This window comes from Ruminococcus sp. N15.MGS-57 (assembly GCF_000980385.1).
Lineage (GTDB): Bacteria > Bacillota > Clostridia > Oscillospirales > Ruminococcaceae > Hominimerdicola > Hominimerdicola aceti.
In genome coordinates this window covers 15454-37048 of the sequence record NZ_LARF01000002.1, presented here as the reverse complement: position 1 = coordinate 37048, position 21595 = coordinate 15454, and the positions used below count along the sequence as shown (strand labels likewise).

Genomic DNA, 21595 nt, shown 5'->3' with positions numbered 1-21595 from the left:
TCATTATATCACATTCAGAGCTTGATTTCAACCCCTTTCCGCAGCCAAAATGAATAAATATAACAGCTTTTTATTTTCTCTCCGAGTATCATCTCAAACGATGCTTTATACAGTGCAAGCTGTGTTTTATAGCCCATAAGCTGTGACAAATCATTAAATCTGTCAGTTTTATAATCAACAATAACATATCCGTCAGGCTCGTGGAAGATACAATCGGCGATACCTTGAAGCATACCGCTGTTACCATTATATTCAGGAAGATTTTCACTTAAGTCAAGATCTCTCATTGAAACAAGAAACTTCTTTTCACGCATCACATTATCGGAATTTTTCACACGCTCATAAAAATCTGATCTAAAGAATGCTTCAAGTGCTTCAACATAAACTCCGTCAGCTTCTTTCTGGCTGAAGTACCCCTGATTCACAAGACGTTCAAGCTCTGTTTTTACGCTTTCATGTGCCTTATCATAGTCCGATAACTCCATAAATTTGTGGGTAAAAGTTCCCTTTTCCGCTGCTGATAGTTTATCAAACTCATCATCAAGCCGTGGAAGACTAGGATAAAACTCAGGTTCGTTTTTCTCTGTCTGCTTCTCTTTTTCAGCCGCAGTTATCTCCGTAACAGTAAGCTTTGCTGGTGTTGATACTCCTGACCAGTCATACTCAAATGCAAATTTGTCAAGAAGATTTCTAAGCATTGTTTTGTCCGCTTCTATTTCGCTAATAGCTGTATCTTCTTCCTGTGTCGGCTCTGTATTTTCAATGCCGTATTCATTATATATTATCTCAGGCTCAGGGTATTCGTCCCCGCTGACAGCTATATTATCAGTGCCAAGCCAAGATGTGAGTTGATCACCCGTGGAGTGAAGTGCAAGCGTTATTGTTATCCAATCAAGCATCGTTTCAGCGTCCGCCACAACATTTTCAAGAGAATCTCCCTGCTTTGAGTATATGTTTCTAAGCCTGTCAACTATTCCCACCTTACGTTCAATAACCTTTTCATATGTGGTATTGCTGTAAATAATCGGTGCATAGCTTACAAAAAGTCTTTCTTTTGCTCTTGTGCACCCAACATAAAGCAGGCGGAGTTTTTCACTTTTTTCCTCTGCTTTTGATTCCTTTGAAAGCTTATCATAGTAAAGTGAAGTTTTTCTCATAAGTTTGCTGTTATCCATAAAACTGAAAGCAAAGCCCAGCTTGTTATGTGAACAGTAACCTTTGTCTTTCTTTATAAGCGGTATGTCAAGCTGACATAAAAATACAAATGGATATTCAAGACCTTTTGAAGCATGGTAGGTCTTTATGTAAACGGAATCTGAGCCCTCTGTTACTGTCATTGCCTGCTTAAAGGCTTTTTCATTTGAGGACACAGAGTCGATATATCTTAGAAAACCAGTTACGCCCTCCTGGCTATTTTGCTCATAGGACGAAACATATTCAAGAAGCAGACGAAGGTTTGCTCGCTTTTTATCAGAATCAAGATACAGCGAAACGATTCCCATAAGGTCGGTCATGTCGTATATTTTTCTTATGAGCCGTTCAAGACCCATGCACATTGAAAGATAACGCAGGGAATTAATAAGCTCATTAAGCTCTATGCACTTATCCTGCAATGTTTTATTATTAAAGCTTATATGAGTAGCTTCCTTTTCGTGGCTGTCCTCAGCAGAAGCTGATGCCGCTACCACCTGATAGATATGGTCTTTCAGTTTGCTGTTAGGCTTCTTTGACTTTTCTGTTACTGCCGCCATTTCATCAGGCGTAAATCCCATGATAGGCGACATCATAATAGCTGTCATTGCAATATCGTTCATAGGATTGTCAATTATCCTGAGCATATTCAGCACAAGTGTTATCTCTCTTGACTTCATGTATCCGTTTGTATCCTCAGAATATGCTTTCAGACCTACTTCTTCAAGGGCTTTTGCCATAAGGGTAATTTCATCATTCTTTTGAACAAGTATACAAAAATCTCCTGCACGGCACGGTCTTAGAGAGCCATGATCTTTGACTTCCTCACCGTTTTCAAGCATGTGCTTTATCTTTTGTGCTATTACTTTGTTCTCCACAGAATAGCCATTTGTCTTTTTGTAGTCCTTATCAAAAGGTATTAGCATTATTTCTGTAGGCTTGTTATTTTCATCATAAAGTTCACCATATCGAAGTTCTTCATTTCTATCATAATCCACCTGACCTGTGTGCTGTGTCATAAGATAGTGAAACAGAAAATTTACAAAATCAACCACAGACTCACGACTTCTGAAATTCTTGCTTAGCAAGATAGCCTCGAGCTGTTCGCTGTTTTCAGGTGCGGAAGCGTCATTTCTCGTTTTGCTGAAAAGTTCGGGATTTGAGAGTCTGAAACGATATATAGCCTGCTTTATATCGCCAACCACAAAAACATTTTTGCCCATGATATCCAAGTTATCAGAATCAGAAAGCGAGCGGAAAACAAGCTCCTGAAGATTATTCACGTCCTGAAACTCGTCTATGAAAATAAGCTCATATAGCTTGTTTCTGCGAATTTCCTCGCAAAGCTCCGTGCGAACAGGTCCATTCTCGGTATCTTTTACAAGCAATTCTCTCGCCATTATCTCAACGTCAGAAAAAGTAACGCCATTTCGTTCAAGTTTCATTTCTTGTGAGATCTTGTCTATATCTTCGCATACCCTGCACAGAACAATAAATATTCTGTCAGATTCAAGCATATTTTCCTTCATGATTAGTTTTGTGTTATTGAACATATCGGTAATTTTAGCTACGATATCTTTATATTTGTTTCTGTATGATGCACAGAAGGCATAATTGTCCTTGAACCTAATGCGAATATCATCGTCAAGTGATGCATTGAAAGCCTTGTTCGTGGGAAACCTTTTTATGGTGCTGAATTTCCAATCTGACTTAGCAATAGTATCTATATCGCCGCTTTCAAGAAGCTTTCTTAACCTATGAAGAAGTTCTCTGTCACTGTCGGCAGTTTCATTCATTTTGATATGTTTTATAAAAGGTATGCCTTCTATCTCTTTACGGCAGGCATATTCTTCAAAAACTTCATACATTGAAAATGCTTCTTTCAGCTTTGTTTGAGCTACACATATATTATCTTTTATAAAGCTTTCAAAAATCTTATCATCAGTAAAGTTTTTATGTACCTCTGCTATCCAACGCTTAGGAAACGGCAGCGAACGCATGAATTTATAAAGATTGTCGGTGATTTCATTGAGAGTTTTATCCGCAAAAGCGTTTTTCAGCAGTTTGTAGCTTTCGTAATCTTCTTCACAAAGCTTTTCATAAGCCTGCGTGATAGCTTCCTGCAAAATAAGATTTTGCACACTGTCATCAAGTATATCAAGTCCGCCCTGAAAATCAAATTCATGTAGATTACTTTTCACAAGGTCAAGACAGAAAGAATTTATTGTAGATATCCTCGCAAGTTGGATAAGATTTTGCTGACTAAGCAACCACTTATTTTCAGGGTCACGGCGAAGCTGTTCGTCAAAAGCACGGCTGAGTTTTTCTTTCATGCTTGAAGCGGCTTCTTTTGTGAATGTTACTGCAAGAAGTCTGTCGGCAGGTATTTTATTTTTTTCATCAGAAAGAAGTTGTATCATTCGTTCTATAAGCACTGTGGTTTTGCCGCTTCCTGCCGCCGCTGAAACTATAATGCCCTTGCCACGGTCACTAATGGCTCTTTCCTGCTCTTTGGTCCATTTTGTATCAGCCAATTATTTTTTCTCCTTTCTGTCAGTTAGTTCTTCCATAAGTTTTTCTTCATAAACGCTGTCTTTCACGTCTGTAACATCCTCTTGGTTTATCCTGCCGCAGATATCGTGAAAATCACAGTGCTTGCAGGCTTCCGCCACAGGTCTTGCCTGAATGTTTCCCTGGCAAAGTTGTTCACCAAATTGCGCCACTTTGCCTATAGCAAATTCTCTGAGCTTTGTAAAAAAGCCGTCTGGAATAGTGCCTGAAATGCCGTTGGTTTTAGAATATTTAAAAGGCGCATAGGCGTAATTTTCTTCTGAACTGAAAGCTTCAGTGACAGCCTTTATATCAACGACTTTTCCTATAGGCTTGAAAGCGTTTAGCCGTGATCTGCTCTCGGCTTCTTCTACGTCAGCGTCGGCTGTCTGCTCGTATGTTTTAGGCTTGTTTCCTAGCGTGTAGTATACGATACCAGCCTGCTTCAATCCACCGTCTATATTCACTGGATTTTTGGTTTCAAGTAAAGCGGTAAGATACACGAACATCTGCAAATTAAGGCCATTGTAGAGCATTGAATATTTAAGATCAATAGAGCCTGTTTTATAATCGATTATTCTCACATATTTTTCACCATTCTCGTCCTCGAAAACGTCAACTCTGTCGATAATTCCCGTAAGGATTATCTTATCTCTGCCGTTTACGTCTATGATAAGTCTGTCTTCTCCTTCGGACTTGTCTATTTTGTATTCCAAAAGCGCAGGTCTGAATTTTGAGTGAAGAAGCTCATTCTGCATAAAACGAATGATATGCAGGATATTGCTTTCCATACGCTCCTGTAAAAATACAAATGACGGAGATTTTCCGAACATTCCACCAAGGCTTTCCTTTATATATTCGGTAACGTTTTTGTGGATATACTCTTTTATCTCATCATCTGAGAGAGTAAGGAAAGCATTGTCAAAGCCTGTGCCGTCATCATCTTTACGCATTATCTTTTCAAGAAGCTGATGAATGATAAGTCCCCTGTTAAGCCCGTCGATATCTGCCTTTCTGACAGTTTTGAGACCAAGACCATACTTACAGAAATAATTGAACGGGCATTTATAATATGTATCAAGTTGAGTAGGCGAGACCTTTGCAGGCTGTTCTGACATGAAAAGCTTTTCTGCGGTCTTTTCTTCAAGCTTATAGTCACCGTTTTCATGAAGATTCTTTGTTCGCATAAGTTTCTCGGCATATTCCTGCGATAACCCCAACACAGACCTAATCGCAGAAATTGTAGCGTTTTTATCACGGGAATGTTCCATATATTTATAGTAAGCTGTTCTGAAAGAAGTGCAGTAAAAATCAAGCCCCATATCCTGAGCTTTGGTATTAATTTGGCCGAACATTCCGTTAAGCTCAGAAACAAGTGCAGAGGGGCGGTGAACTTCTCCTACAAGGTCAGATTCTGAATAAAGCACAAAGAGCTTTTCGTCTGCAAGGGTAAAAGCGTTGTAGCACACAAGCTTCTCTGTCTGAAAAGATTTTCTTGCGCTGTGTGAGATATGAATATCGCTTCCCTCTAATATCATTTTTTCATTTTCTGTGATAAGTCCACCAGAGCTTAAAGACGCAGGAAATATGCCGTCGTTCACCTCAACAAGAAAGACAGCCTTTACGCCTTCAAGCCTTGAATGGCTCGGGTCGCATATCCTTACGCAGTCAAGTTTCTGCGGAGGACGTGAAACACTCATTTGCGAAAGCATGAGCTTGAAAAGCTCATAAAACTGTCTGAGGGAGATAACTTCGTCATTCATGCAGTCATAGACGGATTTGATAGCCGAAAGAACAGAGTTCCAAAGTTGTTTCAATCCTCTTGCCATTTCAAGCTGAGTTTCGTTATCCGAAGTTCCTGCCTTTTTTACTACAGAAAAGGTCTGCTGAGAAAGTTCAATGCTGCCAAGAAGATCATAAAGCCCACGGCACAGTTCCCCTGCTGTAACGTCTTTAACAAGTTTGCTCTTAAATGCTTCAAAAGGCTCGATTATCTTTCGTCTTGAGCAGTTTATTTTTTCAAGCTGTTTTTCGCTGAGATCACCTGCAACAGTAAAATCGCTGAGCCACATATCACCCTCAACGCTCCAGCGTATGCAATAGTCTTCCAGATTTGATATCTCGATATTCAGCATTGGAAAAAGCGGCGATTTTATGTATTTCAAAATATTGTCCGTGGAATATTTTCTTGAAAGCAAGCACTTGAAAAGCGAGTTCATATACCTCACCAGAAATGATGAAGAAACACTGTCACTGCAGTCTGAAAAATATGGTATCTCATATCTGTCAAACGTACCCTCAAAAACGGAAGCACAATCTTTAAGGTTTCTTGCAAGCAAAGCTATGTCACTGAATTTATATCCTTTTTCTCTGATAAGTTCCCATATCTTTCCACTGACAAATTCACTTTCTTCGTAAATATCCGTTGCTGATATAACAGAAACATTTTCGCACTTTCCGACGTATGGCTTTTTACATGTGTTGTAAATCTCTTTGCTCACATATTCAAGTTCAGGGACTCTAAATGAGCTGTTACGACACTCTACCGTGTTGACCTTGTAATTATGATCAGCGGAAATATCTGTTATCTGCTGCAACGTTTTAAGAGTATCAGCAAAAGGGTGATTTGCATATCTTCTGATGCTTTCATTATCGATACATAGAGAGAACGTTATACTCTTGCACTGTGCGATACAAGCGTCAAGCATTTTAAGTTCATCAAAAGAGAAATCGTTGAAAGCGTCAACAAAAACTGTCATCCCACGGAAATATCCGTTTTCCTTCACCTGATCCACACTTCTTGCCATTGCAGACAGTGTATCCTGCATTCCTGCCTTTTCAAGCTCATCCATGTAAAAATCATAAAGCCTTGAAATATCAAAAAGTTTCATGGCAAGAGAGCCGCTCTGCTTCTCAGCAGCAAGAGCTAGATCCTGCGGTGTTATTCCGCTTTCACGAAACTGGCTCACAAGTTCGTTAAGTTCGGCTAAGAAACTGCCCTTTTCAAGACTCTTTTTATAAAAGCGGATATCCTTGGTCTGCTTAAGACGTCTGACAGACTTATACATAAGGATAGTGCGGACGTTATCATCGGCATTTTCTTTTGCCCTACCGCCATAAAGCTTCTCTGTGAACTCAGCGATACGGTTAAAACCTGCAGTCTGTATGACGTTGAAATCTGCCGCACCAAGGTGTTCATACAGTTTTTTATCATATTCGAAAGAAAACTGATCTGGTATTATGACCATGACCTGCTCGCCGTTTTTTACAGCAGACTTGATCTTATCTATGAAAACTTTGTCACGTCCACTGTGAGAGCCACCGCTTATAACTGTTACCATTGAATGAGCCTCCGTTATGATTGATATTTATATAATAACACGGCAAGGCTCAAAAGTCAATCGTACTTTTGATATGAGTACAAATAAATGTACACTTAGTTAAAAAGGCTTTTAATTATCTCAGCTATTTTAAAAGTAAACTTTATATCTTCCCTATTGCCGTCTATAACAGTTATACCACTGCCATTTTTATCGTTTTTTTCATCTGACATAACATTGCTCAAAACGAATGCTGCCCCAAGATTTGATGAGGAAAAAGCAGCGGCTTTGATGCCTGCAGAACTTACCGTAACGACAAATGAAATGATGATAGCTGTAACAAACTTTTTCATTAAAAATGGCCTCCCATAAATATCTGTTGTTCAGATTATGGGAGGTCATAATTATTTTATTCAGTTTCCGAAAAATTTTCTTGCGATATCTACCGACTCTTTTGCGTCTTTTGCATAATAGTCAGCGCCTATCTGCTCTGCATAGTCAGCCGTTACCACCGCACCGCCTACTATTATCTTGCAGTCAACATTGTTTTCACGAAGAAGCTTAACTGTATTTTCCATGCTCACAAGAGTTGTTGTCATAAGCGCAGAAAGACCGATAAGATGTACGTCATTTTCTATTGCACAATCAACTACTGTCTGATAGTCAACGTCCTTGCCAAGGTCAATAACGTCATAACCATAGTTTTCAAGAAGTACCTTTACAATGTTCTTGCCGATATCGTGGATATCACCCTTTACTGTTGCAAGGATTATCTTGCCCTTAGAAACGCTTTTTTCACCCGTTGACAGAATGTAATTTTTTATTACCTCAAAGCAAGCCTGTGCAGTGCCTGCTGTCTGGATAAGCTGTGGCAGGAAAAGCTTGCCCTTTTCAAATTCTGCACCAGCCTTATCAAGTGCCGGGATAAGCATATCATTGACAATGTTCATGGCTTCTGTTTCCTGCAAAAGCTTTGCAGTAAGGTCAGCTGCTTCTTTCTTCAGACCGTTTTCGATAGCATACGGCAAGTCTATCTCAGCTTTTGCGCCTGTTGCGGCAGGAGCAGTTTTTTTCTCGCCACCGTAGTGAGAAATAAAGTCAACAGAGTTTTTATCAATGTTTGTCAGAAGCTTGTAGGCACGAACAGTTGCCGTCATGGAATCAATATTAGGATTCATTATCGGCAGGTCAAGACCCTTTGTGAGCGCCATCATAAGAAAGTTGTGATTAACTATCTCTCTGCTAGGCAGACCAAAGCTGATATTCGATACACCGAGAACTGTTTTAAGTCCAAGCTCGTTCTTTACTCGTTCCACTGCATTTACTGTCTGCATAACATTTTCCTGCTCCGCAGAAGCGGTAAGAGTAAGACAATCTATATACACATCTTCTTTTCTAATGCCGTATTCAAGCGCCTTGTCAAGTATCTTTTTAGCAAGCTCAAATCTCTTGTCAGCACTCTTTGGTATGCCGTTTTCATCGAGAGTAAGACCTACCACAGCCGCACCATATTTCTTTACAAGAGGAAGAACATTTTCAATGGAGCTGTCCTCAGCGTTTACAGAATTGACGATAGGCTTGCCATTATAAGCCCTCAGAGCCGCTTCAAGCACCTCAGGTATAGTTGAATCCACCTGCAAAGGCACATCGACAACGCCCTGCAAAGACTTTACAGCCTTGACCATCATACTCTTTTCGTCGATTCCCGGCAGACCAACATTTACATCAAGAATATCCGCACCTGCGTGTATCTGCTCAATAGCCTGACCAAGGATATAGTCAATATCGTTTGCAAGCAGTGCTTCTTTAAAACGCTTCTTGCCAGTAGGATTGATACGCTCACCGATTATTCTTGGCTGGTCTATAACTACAGTATGTGTCGGTGAACAGCAAGCGGCAGGGATATCATTATGCACGCTGACGTGCTTCTTGCCTTTGAGCATTTCAGCCAGCTTTTTGATATACTCAGGATTAGTTCCGCAACAACCTCCAAGCACCTTAACTCCCAATGGGATAAGCTTTTCTGCAAACTCCGCAAAATCTTCAGGTGAACAGTTATATTCATTTGTAACAGGGTCAGGAAGTCCTGCATTAGGCTTTACTACAACAGGGAGATTTGTCCACTTGCAAAGCTCCTTCACAACAGGATAAAGCTCCTTTGGCCCTAATGAGCAGTTCACACCGATTGCGTCAACGCCCAGACCCTCCAACGTCAAAGCCATGGAGCTTATGGCAACGCCCGTAAATGTACGCATATTTTCCTCAAAAGTCATTGTGCAGACTATAGGAAGATCGCTGTTTTCCTTTGCCGCAAGAACAGCCGCTTTAAGTTCATAGAGATCTGTCATTGTTTCAAAAACGATAAGGTCTGCGTCAGCTCCTGCAAGTATCTGCTCCTTATAAATATCGTAAGCTTCTTCAAAAGTGAGCGTTCCTGTTGGCTCTAGAAGCTGTCCGATAGGTCCGATATCAAGAGCAACAAGGGTATCAGTACCCTCACAGGCTTTTCTTGCATTTTTTATAGCCGCAGGAATAGCCTGCTGGACAGTATATCCGCACTTTTCAAGCTTGTGTCTGTTTGCACCGAAAGTATTGGCGTAAACAATGTCTGAGCCTGCGTTTATATACTGGCGGTGTATGTCCACCAGCCAATCAGGCTTGTCTATGTTAAGGGCTTCAGGAGTGCCACCCATTTCAAGTCCTTTTGCCTGAAGCATCGTACCCATTGCTCCGTCAAGTATGACAAATTCTTTTGTTTTAAGTAATGTTCTAAAATCCACAATGATCTCCTCTTTTTCTGAATTGACAGACTTCCCTCATATTACAGCAGGCACAACCACGTCTGCCCTTTGATATTTCATTTTCTGACAATCCGATTATCGCCGTGACAGACTTTCTCGGCGTCAGTATATTATTTTCAGTTGCATTAAGTCCGATAAATTTCTGCGCATTGAGTACGTCAAGAAAAACTCTCTGCACGCTGATAGGCAGATCGCCATAACCAGGAGAAAACCTCCATGTCTGATTATATCCGCTGAGCTTTTCTTTCACAGTGTTGTCAACTATATCGCATACCTGCTCCACAGCCGCACTTGCAAGGCAATCCGCTATCATAGCTTTAGCCATATCCTCTGCTTCATAAGCACGAAGCTTTCTATCAACGCCCGAAGAAATAGTCGCTGCAAAAAGCACGCATTTACTGCACCCCTCAAGGTGTCTGCATATATCATTGCCGCCAAGAAACAACGGAGTACCGATGACCTCAACACCGTTCTCTTTATGAGCGACATCAAACACTCTGTACACAAATTTAGGCTCAATGACCTTCAAAAGCTCTTTTTCACATTCATCTATCAACAAAGCCGTGCGTTCGTCTGGCTTGTTATTGCCCATTCCCATATATCTCACGGCTTCTTTGACGTTTATATGTTCAAGTTTCAAATAATCACCTACCGATTGTTATTATACCACATTACTATGAATTTTACAACAATAAATAATAAATGTACGTTCACAAAAAAGTCCCCGCAATCATCAGGGACTTTGTGTTACATATTGTCAGCGTCTTTAAGATACTGTTCAGCATTTTCAAGCATAAGCTCTGTGATATTTTCACCGCCCATTATCCTTGCTATCTCATACTTTCTCTGTTCATGGTCGAGAGTTCTAACAGTTGTAACTGTCCTGTCGCCCTGTATATTTTTCTCAATAAGCAAATGATTATCCGCCATAACAGCCATTTGAGCAAGGTGGGTCACGCAAAGAACTTGCCTAAGGCGAGATATCTGTTTCAGCTTTATACCTATCTTCTGAGCCGCTCTGCCGCTTACTCCTGTGTCTATCTCGTCAAATATCAGCGTGCCGATACTGTCCTTTTCTGCAATTACGTTTTTCAGTGCAAGCATTATTCTTGAAAGCTCACCGCCTGAAGCAATCTTCGCTATAGGCTTTGGCTCTTCGCCTAGGTTTGCAGAAATAAGAAACTCTATGCTATCCATACCATTTATGGTGAGCTTGCCTGTTTTCTGTTGAACCACCAGCTTGACCTTTGGCATATTGAGAAATTCAAGCTCCTCTGTTACCTGAGAAACAAACCGCTCTCCTGCTTTTTTTCTATGGTCTGAAAGTGCTTTGGCTTTCTTTGATACTTCCGCAAGAAGTCTTTCCTTTTCTTTATTAAGCTCGTCTAAGCTCTGCTCTGCTCCGCTCAGTTCATCAAGCTCATTCTGTGAATTTTCAAGAGTAGTCAGTACATCATCAAGTTCAGGTCCATATTTCTTCATGATACGCCTGAGTTCATCAGAACGCTGATTAAGGTAATCATAACGTTTCGGGTCGATATCGAGGCTGTCAAGAAGCGAGCCTATCTCCTCGGAAATATCCTCCATTTCAATAGCCGCAGAACTGAGTCTGTCATATATAGGCGATATCTCAGTCATTATATCAGTATATCCCTCAACCGATTTTGAAGCTCTCTGCGTCATCTCCACTGCACCATCTGTGTCATCATCGCCCGAAAGAAGTTGTTTTGCCATATAAAGAGCCTCAGAGATTGCAACAGCATTTTTAGAGATGTTAAGCTCTGCTTCTATCTCTTTATCCTCGCCTTCATGAATGTTTAGCGCATTTATCTCCTCGACAATATCAGCAAGCTCAGCCATGCGAAACTCTTTTTTGCTTTGCTCAGTTTTTATCTTGTTTATCTTCTTTGCAATGCTTTGAAGCTCTCTGAAAGAGCTGTGATAATCTTCTATAAGAGCTTCCGATTCGGCATAGCTGTCAAGTATCTCTATATGACGTTCAGGAGCCATGAGTATCTGATTGTCGTGCTGTCCATGGATAGTTACAAGCGTTTCTCCGATAGCTTTAAGTACGGAAACGTTCACCGCTCTCGAGTTGACTCTTGCAACGCTTCCACCATCTGAACGTATCTCACGGGTAAGAAAAAGCTGTCCGTCTTCTGCGCTTATACCAAGCTCGTCTAGTACCTGCAAAACATTGTCCCCAATGTCAGTAAACAACGCTGAAATAACAGCCTTGTCCGTGCCTGTTCTCACAATATCCTTAGTGACACGCTGACCGAGGATAGCATTTATTCCATTTATAAGTATGGACTTACCTGCTCCCGTTTCGCCTGTGAAAACATTAAGCTTATCAGAAAAATCTATAGTTGCCTTTTCTATCACGGCAAGATTTTCAATATAAAGTTCACTTAACATTTTAGATCATTCCTCTGCTGTTTAAGAAATAATAAAGGATCTCAGTTCCTCTGCCATATGGGACGCATCTTTTTCTGTCCGCATAAGTATGAATATCGTGTCGTCACCTGCAAGCGTACCAACAATATTGTCAAGCCCTAACTTGTCAAGCTTTGCACACACCGCCTGTGCCATGCCCGTATGACATTTCACAACTACAGTGTTAAGTGCATGATCCACCGACACAACTGCGTCTGAAATTATGCCGAAAATGCCGTTGTTTTGCTCTGCAATATCTTTTTTGAGTGCAGGCAGGCTGTATTTATAATTGCCGTCTGAACCAATGGTCTTTACAAGTGAAAGCTCTTTTATATCCCTTGAAACTGTTGCCTGAGTGACTTTCAGACCATGCCTTTTAAGCGCTTCACGAAGTTCCTCCTGAGTGCCGATATTTTCGTCTTTGACAATCTGCATTATCAAATTCTGACGCTGATTTTTCATATGCCGTCCTCCGCTGATTCCTTCAACGGCTGCATAAGCTTTTTGTTTATTGATGAGAAAAAGCTGCCGCCGCTTATATCTATGATTTCAACAAAATACTTTGACTTTGATACTATCACAGTGTCCTCTGCCGAAAGTCTGAAAACATTATTACCGTCAATGCTGACGATTGCGTGAGAGCCACTGTTAGTGTGACACTTGACTTTCATAACGCTGTCCTCTGAAAGTATCATAGATCTTGCAAAAAGCGAGTGAGCACATATCTGTGTGAACTCTATACACTTCATTTCAGGTTCGATTATAGGTCCACCTGCTGACATTGAATAGGCTGTTGAGCCTGTGGCTGTAGAAAGTATAACGCCGTCTGCACGAAGTGAAGAAATAAGTCTGCCGTTTTTTGACACCTCAAAATCGGCTATCTTACAATCGTCAGCTTTTGTTACTGCAACGTCATTAAGCGCAGTATATGACTTATTTTCACTGCCACATTCGACATTTACGTTTAACATCATTCGGCGGCTGAGGGTATATTCTCCAGAAAAAAGCTTGTCCAGCAATTCAAGCTGTGAATGTTCAAGAGAGGCCATAAAACCGAGTCTGCCACAGTTTATGCCAAGTATAGGCTTCTCAAACTCACAGCCCTTAAGAGAGCATTTGAGTATCGTTCCGTCACCGCCGATCGCAATAATCATATCACACTGCTTTACACACTCGTCTTCGCTACAGAAAGTGATATCGAGCTTTCCGAAAACGTGCTTATAGCATCTATCCATAAAAAGTTTTGCACCATTTTTGCGCAGCCTTTCATATGTTGCGGTCGTATACTCAAAGCAATGAGTTTTATCAAGATTTGGATAAAGATAGATTTTCATAATATTACCACTCTTGCGTTTAGTCTTTGAAGCTATCAAAAGCTTCGTTCACAAATTCTTTTATATTGAGCTGACCAAGCTTGTCAGCCGTCATGTCAGCTTTTTTAAGTAGAATAAGATATTCAAGATTGCCGTCGCCGCCCTTAACAGGTGAAATTGTTATCTTTTCAGCCGCAAGCCCCTCTGCTCGAAAACAGCCAAGAAGCTCGGTTATCACTCTCACATGGTCTTTACGATCTTTGACGATACCCTTTTTATTGAGAGCCTGCTTGCCAGCCTCAAACTGAGGTTTTATAAGAAGAACCATTTCGCCGCCATCGCAAAGACAATCGCAAAGGGATTTTATAACAAGTTTTAGAGAAATAAACGAAAGGTCACCACTTATGAACTGCACAGGTCTGTCAAAAAAATTCGCTGTCAGATATCGTGCATTCACGCCCTCACAGTTTTTCACCCTGCTGTCATTGCACAAACTTTCATCAAGCTGTCCGTGACCCACGTCCACCGCATAGACAAATTCTGCGCCATGTTCAAGCATACACTGAGTAAATCCCCCGGTTGAAGCACCGATATCTGCACAAACTTTACCTGTCAAGTCAAGCCCGAAAACATCGCAGGCGTGTTCAAGCTTAAGTCCGCCCCTGCCGACAAACTTCATATCGTCAGGCCTACATTTCACCCCGTCGTTCTCATCAACCAATATAGAAGGCTTGACGCAGACCTTGCCGTTTACCGACACAAATCCATTTTTTATAAGCTGCTTGGCACGTTCTCGGCTTTTTACGCCGCAGTTCGTAACTATATACACATCAAGTCTTTCACTCATCTTTTAAAAAGCCCTCAACTGTATCAGCCATTTTCTCTGCTGAAAAACCAAGCTCGTCAAGTAGCACATCACATTTTCCGTGCTTCACGAAACCGTCAATAGCAAACTGTGCCACATTTGGGCAGATAGAAGCATACTTCTCTGAAATACTTCCACAGTAATAAGCTTCCTCAAAGAACAGCACTGCATCGTAGGCTGACATTATATCAACCACCTCATTGTCTATAGGGAAAATATTCACGAGCTTAATAACATCGCACTTTATATCACGATTTCTGAGTATTTCTATAGCTGTAAAAAGATCATTTGCAAGCCTGCCATATGTAACAAGCAGAACCTTTGCGCCCTCTATATGACGATAAACGTAAGTTGAAACAGGATCAGATGTATCATACAGCGATTGATCCCTGCCCCTTGGATATCTCACAGCACAAATGCCACTGTCGTCCTCAACAGCCTTATGCAGGCACAGCCTGAGTTCGTCATAATTAGACGGGGAGTATATCCTCATATTTGGCACAGAGGTAAGAAAAGAAACATCAAAAATTCCCTGATGTGTTTCACCATCATCACCGACTATACCTGCGCGGTCAACACATATAACTGCATGACAGCCTCCTATTGCCATATCATGAATAAGTTGATCGTATGACCTTTGCAAAAACGATGAGTACACCGCAAAAACAGGTACATAGTTCATAGAAGCAAGCCCAGCACAGAAAGTAACTGCGTGTTCTTCGGCAATGCCTACATCAAAGAAGCGTTCAGGAAAACGCTTCGCAAAATACTGAAGCCCCGTGCCGTATTTCATTGCCGCAGTGACTGCACAAAGGCGCTTATTCTTTTCTCCCATTTCACAAAGCTCTTTTCCCATTATAGAAGAAAAGCTGTCAGAAAGTACAACGTCGGGATTGCCCGTTTTTATCTCAAAGGAGCCGACCCCGTGAAACTCTCCTGGGTTAGCTTCTGCAGGAGCATATCCCTTGCCTTTTATAGTATTCACATGAACAAAAACAGGCTTGTTTACTGCCTTTGCAGCCATAAGTCCCTGTTCAAGTTCTTCAAGATTGTGTCCGTCGATAGGTCCAATATAGTGAAAGCCAAGATCTTCAAACATGGTGCTGTGAAGTATCATGTTCTTGACCGCATTTTTGGAGTTACGAACGGCATTTTTCACAGGTTTACCTATAACAGGCGTCTTATCAAGCATTCTCTCTACTCTGCCCTTTGTGCGCTGATAGCTCTCTTTTGTACGCATGGAGGAAAGATATTTTGCCATTCCGCCAACATTTTTTGAGATAGACATTTCATTGTAGTTGAGAATAACGATGATATTTGTATCACTTTTGCCTGCATTGTTAAGTCCCTCGTAAAGCTCGCCGCCTGTTGAAGCACCGTCACCGACTACAGCTATAGCATGGTGAATTTTATCTCCGCTCAGCTTCATTGCTGTGGCGATCCCAAGCGCCGCAGAAACAGACGTAGAGCTGTGACCACTTATAAAAGCATCATGCACTGACTCGTCAGGTCTGCAAAAACCCGAAATACCGTTTTCCTGTCTGAGAGTTTTAAACTCTTTGAGTCTACCCGTAAGTATTTTATGTGTATATGCCTGATGACCAACGTCCCAGACGATTTTATCTTTAGGTGATTCAAAAACTCTGTGGATAGCCATTGTAAGCTCCACAGTACCAAGATTTGACGCAAGATGACCGCCGTTTTTTGAAACCGTATCTATAAGAATTTTCCTTATATCACCGCAAAGCTCCTCACACTGTGCAGTGGAAAGCTTTTTCAGGTCGGCAGGCAAATTCATTTTATAAATATCAGGCTTTTTTATTTCCGACATTATATCTAGATCTCCAATCTTTTTATCAACTTCTTCTTGTAAGCATATCAGATGTAAGCTCTGTGAGGAAAACGCTGTCCTCAAAATATTTAAGATGACCCAGTGCTTGAACTGTCAGTTGTTTTGCTATCTGTTCTGATTTGTCAAGTCCAAGGAGGGATACATATGTGTTTTTATGCTGTTCGTTGTCACTGCCGATAGGCTTGCCAAGCTCCTCAAAAGTGCCTGTTACGTCAAGGATATCGTCAACTATCTGAAATGCTCTGCCCATTGCCTGAGCATAGTCTGCCGCAAAGGGGATAGCCTCAAGCTTATCGCCGAGAATAACGCCCATTACGCAGGCAGCCTCGATAAGTGCGCCTGTTTTGCAGGTCTGCAAAATATTCAGTGTATCAACATCTATTTCTTTATTTTCATATTTAAGGTCTATCACCTGACCGCCTATCATGCCGTCAGTGCCTACTGCTCTTGCCAGAACAGAGATAAGCATAACGGCCTTGTCGGCAGATATAACGCCGTTCATGGCACTGTTGGCTATGACCTCAAAAGCAAGAGTGTTCAGTGCGTCGCCTGCAAGTAGTGCGATATTTTCAGGAAAGGCTTTATGACATGAGGGCTTTCCACGTCTGTAATCATCATCGTCCATACAAGGCAGATCGTCGTGTATAAGAGAAAAAGTGTGTATAAGTTCAATAGAACAAGCTATCTCTGCATACTTTTCAGGCTGACGCTCGCCGCACATACGGCAAAATTCAAGCATAAGCACAGGTCTGAGCCTTTTGCCCCCTGCCTGCAAGGAATACTCCATAGCCTCAACTACCTGACCCTGAAGCTCAGGCTTTGAGTGGGTAAGCTCCAGCAGTTTATTATCTATAAGCTCCACATAATAATCAAGTGTGGCTTTGTTCATATCATTCATCGCTATTATCTCCGTTCATAGCCTTTACGGAAAGCTTTGCACTTTCAAGGCTTTTTTTGCAGTCGACCGACAGATCTATCCCCTCTTTATAAAGTGCCAAAGCTTTCTCAAGAGGAAGCTTGTCATTTTCAAGCTGACCAACTATATCATTAAGTCTTGTAAGATTTTCTTCAAAAGTCATTTTAAACAGCCTTTCATTTGACAAATGTTATTTTAGCAGATACACTGCCGTCTGACAGCTTTATGTCTACCTCGTCGCCAACGTTCAGCATTGATACACTGTCGACAACGCTTTCGTCTTTCTGAACGATAGCATATCCCCTGCCCAGAATATTGAACGGACTAAGCATATTCAGAGAAGAAACATAGCCGTTAAGCTTAACTGACAGCTTTTCAAGCCTGCGTTCCATGATCTGTGACAGCCTTTTTTCAAGGTCGCACACTGCTTTTTCGCTCTGCTCTAATCTCTTTTCAGGAGAATATAATTTCAAAAGCTTATCACAGCTTTCTATCTGTGACACAGCCTTATCAAGTTTAAGCTCCATAGCCTTGTCAAGCTTTTGCCTTAAAAGCCTCACAGCATTAAGTATATCCGCCTTGTCAGGAGTAGCAATCTCAGCCGCCGCTGACGGAGTTGGTGCACGCATATCCGCGGCATAGTCTGCAAGGGTGGTGTCAGTTTCGTGACCTACAGCCGATATCACAGGTGTATTGCAGGCGTAAACAGCCAGTGCCACAGCCTCGTCATTGAACACCATAAGATCCTCGCTAGAGCCACCGCCACGAGCTAAAATTATGGTATCCGCACCGCTTTTATCAGCCGCTGAAAGTGCTTTGCATATAGTTTGTACTGCCGCCGTACCCTGCACCTGCGCAGGATAAACTTCAATATTGCACACAGGATAACGCCTTTCAGCTATATGGATTATATCCTGCAAAGCCGCCGCAGTAAGCGACGTAACAACAGCTATCTTCTTTGGAACAAGGGGTATTTTCTTTTTTTGGTTCACATCAAATACGCCCATTTTTTCAAGCTTTTTCTTGGTCTGTTCGAGCTGAACGTGCATAATGCCCACTCCAAGAGGTGCTATCTCCGTAGCTATTATCTGATAAACGCCGTCACGCTCATAGACCTCTATATTGCCCATAACAAGCACGCTCATGCCGTCCTCAGGCACGAATTTAAGCCTTGAAACACTGCTTGAAAACATAACAGCTTTAAGTGCAGAACTGCTGTCCTTTACTGTAAAATAGGCATGACCTGATTTGTAATGTATATTAAAATTGGATATCTCGCCCTTGACGGCAATACCTTTCAGCTTAAGGTCAGACCGCAGTTTTGAAGCAAGATATCTGTTTAGCTGAGAAACAGTGATAACTGAACTCATATTTTGATCTTCCCTTTCCTGATCGCAGCATAGACCGCAACGCCCACTGCGTTATCACTTGAAAACTCAGGCTCAGCAAAACTGCCGTACTTTTCAAGATTGCTTTTTATAAAGCGATTAGACATCACACCGCCTGCATATATAATAGGTATATCCTTATACTCATGGCGAAGATTAACTGTCATTTTCTCCACCGCAAGGCACACACAATCAATACAGTATGCCGCAACATCAGCCACCGAACAGCTCTCGTCTATAAGCTTCATGCACTGATTTTCTATTCCAGAAAGTGAACAATAAAGCCCGTCAACTGATGCTTTTGGCTTTATTTTATGTTCGCTTCCAGACGCAAGCCTTTCAAGCTCTTTACCACATGGAAAAGACAGCCCAAGCCTTACGCCTGTTCTGTCTATGGCTTGTCCGCCTTTAAGGTCACGGCTTCCGCCGATCTGAGTTATATTTATCAGCTTAGCCTTGTCGGGCTCGCACAAAAGAAGATCTGTAGTGCCACCGCTGACGTGAAAAGCCGCAAAAGGCTTATCAGAACTGAGCATATCAAGCTTTCCGCAGGAATAAAGTGCCGCAAGTATATGTCCCACCTGATGCGAAGTCTTTTCAAGGTCAGCTCCACAGGCAAGTGACACAGCTTGTGCAACATTTTCTCCGACAAGAAAGCAAGGCATATACGACCCCTCTGCACACCTTGGTGCATAAGAATACCCAACTGCACTTAAGTCATACCTTTTATCAAAAAGCTGTTTCATAAGTTCTGGAAGCTGTTTAGTATGGTGAAACACAGCGTCGGATTGTCTTAGTCCTCGCTCTCCCTGCTTGACAGGAAGAAGTTTTTTGCATGACCTGACGCTCATATCCGCAGTATCAAGCAGTGCACATGAAGTGGTATAATTGCTTGTGTCTATTCCGAGTACAAAACTCACTGCTTTTCCTCTTGTTCCTTTGCAAATGAGCCAAGCACACCGTTTACAAATGAAACGTCAGGCTCGAGGGCATATTTTCCTGCAAGAGCCACAGCCTCGCTTATGGCAACGTTCACAGGAACGTTCTCCTCATATATTGCCTCGTAAATAGCAAGTCTGAGTATTGCAAGATTTATCTTAGGTATTCTTTCAACAGTTCTCTTGTTGCTGAACTTGCTGATTATGCTGTCGATCTCGTCCTGCTTTTCGCAAACATTTTCCACGAGCTTTTTAACTTCATCATTTACGATGATCTCATTCACTTCCATGGCAGACATGAAAATATCGTCAAGCTCCTCGTCCTGTCTAAAAATTTTCTCAAATATCAGCAAAAATGCTGATTCTCTTATTTCACGCCTTTTAATTGGCACAAAAACACTTCCTTCATCTTATATTTGTCTGAATCCTATTCCTTTTCCGAAAGGTCAACTCCGCATATGGTCACATTTACCTTTGCAACTGTAAGTCCAAGCATATTCTGAACTGCACTTTTTACTTTATCCTGTATCTCCTCGGCAACGGAAACCGCCTTAGCTCCACGGCAAAGTATTATACCTATAGACACTGACAGCACATCGTCAACAAGGCCTATCCTGATATTGCCGAAATTTTCCTGTCTAAACCAGAGCTGACGTGGAGTCTTCATAACAGGAGCGATACCATAAACGCCCTCTATCTCATTAACAGAGTTTGTAACGATCTGTGCTATTACGTCCTGACTTATGTGCAGGCTTTTTTCTACTTTCTTTGAAACATCATTCATATTTATCCAAGCCTCCCTTTTTAGATATAAAAAAGAAATCCTTCAATCTATACTTGCAACCATTATATCATAAAAATCAATAGGTTACAAGTATTTTGAAGGACTTTTTTTATTTGCTGACAAATTTTATTCTACATCATAAATTCTGATGTTTTCATTTGCAACTGAAACTTCGCTAAGGAGGATATCTTTTATCTGTGCCGCTTCGCTTGCAACAAGCCCGTCGCTGTCGGTCTTTACAACGATATTTGCGTTGTCACCGTCAAGATAAACAACACAGTCCTCAAAGCCTGCTGCTTTCACGAGTGTTTCTACCTTGCTCTCCGACTCCATGAGCCCTGTCATGGCTGAAGCTTCTTCTTCAGCGACTTTCTTTTCTTCCTCTGTGGAATCGCCGCCGTTCATTATATTCTTTAATGTTTCTACCGCCTCGTCCCTTGAATTCATTCTGTCTATTCTTGCCTGTGCAAAATAATCTGAAGTACTGTCAGTGCTTACGAGCTGTGCGTCGCCGTAATTCACGCTTTGACTTTTCACAACGTCCGTCGCCTTTATCTTGCCGTCTGAGGTCGATACTGCATAATTTATGTATACTGCAAGACCGAGTATCAGCGTCATTCCTGCAAGGATTATCTGCTTTTTGCCTATTATCATGGTCGGTTTTTTCATCTTTATTACCTCTTTCTGTTATTTTCTGCCCTCAACGCAGATCTTGCTGCTTGATATACCTAGTACTGTCGAAACCGATTTAAGCACACGTTCGTTTACTTTTATATCTCCACCTCCTTCGCAAACAATGACAACGCCGCATATCTGCGGTTTTATTATTTTTCTGACCAATGCCTCCTTTTTGCCGTCATTATCAGTTATTACTATCTCGTTTTCATACCTGTCGCTTGTTCTGTCACCATTATTGTCTGTGCTTTTGGTAAGATTTTCGGCATAAACATATTCGGTAGTTCCCTCAACTGTCACCATTACCTCACACTCGCCAACTCCCCTGACTTGAGAAAGAACATCTTTAAGCTCTTTTTCTATCTGCTTTTTGTAGCTGTCTGTATCATCAGTGGCAACGCTTTCCGTGGGAATGCTCTTGCTCTCTGCCGTATTTTTAGCAGGAAACATCTCAGAAACAAATATAAGTAATATCCCTGCAAGACCTACGGCTATCACTATCTTCGTTTTCATAGGAAGCTTTTTAAGAGCCTTTATTTTCCACTCAACTTTACTTTTCAGCAACG

General features: G+C 41.5%; 18 protein-coding genes. All 18 read right to left on the bottom strand.

All coding sequences use genetic code 11. The annotated features are described in order from the left end of the window. Nucleotides 1-14: 14 nt before the first annotated feature. The 18 genes from WS40_RS00575 to WS40_RS00490 all read right to left on the bottom strand — a co-directional run bounded on the left by WS40_RS00575 (nucleotide 15) and on the right by WS40_RS00490 (nucleotide 21593). Nucleotides 15-3725, bottom strand: a complete 3711-nt coding sequence (locus WS40_RS00575; protein ID WP_046439290.1) for a UvrD-helicase domain-containing protein — start codon at nucleotides 3723-3725, stop codon at nucleotides 15-17. Then, a complete protein-coding gene (locus WS40_RS00570) occupies nucleotides 3726-7082 on the bottom strand; it encodes a PD-(D/E)XK nuclease family protein (protein WP_046439288.1) in 3357 nt (1118 codons plus the stop codon). Nucleotides 7083-7177: 95 nt separating this feature from the next. Beyond that, the gene (locus WS40_RS00565) at nucleotides 7178-7414 is read right to left on the bottom strand and encodes a hypothetical protein (RefSeq protein ID WP_046439286.1); all 237 of its coding nucleotides are present in this window, start codon (nucleotides 7412-7414) and stop codon (nucleotides 7178-7180) included. A 60-nt stretch (nucleotides 7415-7474) separates the two neighbouring features. Next, on the bottom strand, nucleotides 7475-9841 hold the full coding sequence (locus tag WS40_RS00560) for a homocysteine S-methyltransferase family protein (RefSeq protein ID WP_046439284.1): 2367 nt from the start codon (nucleotides 9839-9841) through the stop codon (nucleotides 7475-7477). Then, nucleotides 9831-10502: a vitamin B12 dependent-methionine synthase activation domain-containing protein gene (locus tag WS40_RS00555; protein WP_046439282.1), complete on the bottom strand. Its 672-nt coding sequence runs from the start codon at nucleotides 10500-10502 to the stop codon at nucleotides 9831-9833. Before WS40_RS00555 ends, WS40_RS00560 begins: the two co-directional genes overlap by 11 nt. Nucleotides 10503-10609: 107 nt before the next feature. After that, nucleotides 10610-12280 (bottom strand): DNA repair protein RecN, encoded by a 1671-nt coding sequence (recN, locus tag WS40_RS00550; protein WP_022286860.1) that lies wholly within the window; start codon nucleotides 12278-12280, stop codon nucleotides 10610-10612. Between the two features lie 21 nt (nucleotides 12281-12301). Next, nucleotides 12302-12760, bottom strand: coding sequence for an arginine repressor (gene argR / locus WS40_RS00545; protein WP_046439280.1), 459 nt, complete (start codon nucleotides 12758-12760; stop codon nucleotides 12302-12304). Beyond that, entirely contained in the window at nucleotides 12757-13632 is an 876-nt protein-coding gene (locus WS40_RS00540; RefSeq protein ID WP_046439278.1) for an NAD(+)/NADH kinase, read from the bottom strand. The genes argR and WS40_RS00540 overlap by 4 nt, the downstream gene beginning before the upstream one ends. Nucleotides 13633-13651: 19 nt before the next feature. Next, nucleotides 13652-14458, bottom strand: a complete 807-nt coding sequence (locus tag WS40_RS00535) for a TlyA family RNA methyltransferase (RefSeq protein ID WP_046439276.1) — start codon at nucleotides 14456-14458, stop codon at nucleotides 13652-13654. After that, the gene (gene dxs, locus WS40_RS00530) at nucleotides 14451-16307 is read right to left on the bottom strand and encodes a 1-deoxy-D-xylulose-5-phosphate synthase (protein WP_046439273.1); all 1857 of its coding nucleotides are present in this window, start codon (nucleotides 16305-16307) and stop codon (nucleotides 14451-14453) included. The genes WS40_RS00535 and dxs overlap by 8 nt, the downstream gene beginning before the upstream one ends. Before the next feature lie 25 nt (nucleotides 16308-16332). Continuing rightward, nucleotides 16333-17226, bottom strand: a complete 894-nt coding sequence (locus WS40_RS00525) for a polyprenyl synthetase family protein (protein WP_195551706.1) — start codon at nucleotides 17224-17226, stop codon at nucleotides 16333-16335. Continuing rightward, the gene (xseB, locus tag WS40_RS00520) at nucleotides 17219-17407 is read right to left on the bottom strand and encodes an exodeoxyribonuclease VII small subunit (RefSeq protein ID WP_117958207.1); all 189 of its coding nucleotides are present in this window, start codon (nucleotides 17405-17407) and stop codon (nucleotides 17219-17221) included. The genes WS40_RS00525 and xseB overlap by 8 nt, the downstream gene beginning before the upstream one ends. Nucleotides 17408-17420: 13 nt before the next feature. After that, the gene (gene xseA / locus WS40_RS00515; protein ID WP_046439269.1) at nucleotides 17421-18614 is read right to left on the bottom strand and encodes an exodeoxyribonuclease VII large subunit; all 1194 of its coding nucleotides are present in this window, start codon (nucleotides 18612-18614) and stop codon (nucleotides 17421-17423) included. Then, the gene (locus WS40_RS00510; RefSeq protein WP_046439267.1) at nucleotides 18611-19552 is read right to left on the bottom strand and encodes a peptidase M22; all 942 of its coding nucleotides are present in this window, start codon (nucleotides 19550-19552) and stop codon (nucleotides 18611-18613) included. The genes xseA and WS40_RS00510 overlap by 4 nt, the downstream gene beginning before the upstream one ends. Then, complete coding sequence (gene nusB / locus WS40_RS00505; RefSeq protein ID WP_278945920.1) at nucleotides 19549-19962, bottom strand: transcription antitermination factor NusB; 414 nt, start codon at nucleotides 19960-19962, stop codon at nucleotides 19549-19551. The genes WS40_RS00510 and nusB overlap by 4 nt, the downstream gene beginning before the upstream one ends. 35 nt (nucleotides 19963-19997) lie before the next feature. Further along, entirely contained in the window at nucleotides 19998-20354 is a 357-nt protein-coding gene (locus WS40_RS00500) for an Asp23/Gls24 family envelope stress response protein (protein ID WP_022286850.1), read from the bottom strand. Nucleotides 20355-20480: 126 nt separating this feature from the next. Next, complete coding sequence (locus WS40_RS00495; protein ID WP_038671921.1) at nucleotides 20481-21023, bottom strand: SpoIIIAH-like family protein; 543 nt, start codon at nucleotides 21021-21023, stop codon at nucleotides 20481-20483. 18 nt (nucleotides 21024-21041) lie between these two features. Beyond that, nucleotides 21042-21593 (bottom strand): stage III sporulation protein AG, encoded by a 552-nt coding sequence (locus WS40_RS00490; protein ID WP_325208342.1) that lies wholly within the window; start codon nucleotides 21591-21593, stop codon nucleotides 21042-21044. Nucleotides 21594-21595: the final 2 nt, after the last annotated feature.

Coding starts and splice junctions, on each gene's coding strand:
- WS40_RS00570 (WP_046439288.1), bottom strand. CDS start 7,082: ATGGTAACAGTTATAAGCGGTGGCTCTCACAGTGGACGTGACAAAGTT.
- WS40_RS00565 (WP_046439286.1), bottom strand. CDS start 7,414: ATGAAAAAGTTTGTTACAGCTATCATCATTTCATTTGTCGTTACGGTA.
- recN (WP_022286860.1), bottom strand. CDS start 12,280: ATGTTAAGTGAACTTTATATTGAAAATCTTGCCGTGATAGAAAAGGCA.
- argR (WP_046439280.1), bottom strand. CDS start 12,760: ATGAAAAATCAGCGTCAGAATTTGATAATGCAGATTGTCAAAGACGAA.
- WS40_RS00540 (WP_046439278.1), bottom strand. CDS start 13,632: ATGAAAATCTATCTTTATCCAAATCTTGATAAAACTCATTGCTTTGAG.
- WS40_RS00535 (WP_046439276.1), bottom strand. CDS start 14,458: ATGAGTGAAAGACTTGATGTGTATATAGTTACGAACTGCGGCGTAAAA.
- dxs (WP_046439273.1), bottom strand. CDS start 16,307: ATGTCGGAAATAAAAAAGCCTGATATTTATAAAATGAATTTGCCTGCC.
- WS40_RS00525 (WP_195551706.1), bottom strand. CDS start 17,226: ATGAATGATATGAACAAAGCCACACTTGATTATTATGTGGAGCTTATA.
- xseB (WP_117958207.1), bottom strand. CDS start 17,407: ATGACTTTTGAAGAAAATCTTACAAGACTTAATGATATAGTTGGTCAG.
- xseA (WP_046439269.1), bottom strand. CDS start 18,614: ATGAGTTCAGTTATCACTGTTTCTCAGCTAAACAGATATCTTGCTTCA.
- WS40_RS00500 (WP_022286850.1), bottom strand. CDS start 20,354: ATGAATGATGTTTCAAAGAAAGTAGAAAAAAGCCTGCACATAAGTCAG.
- WS40_RS00495 (WP_038671921.1), bottom strand. CDS start 21,023: ATGAAAAAACCGACCATGATAATAGGCAAAAAGCAGATAATCCTTGCA.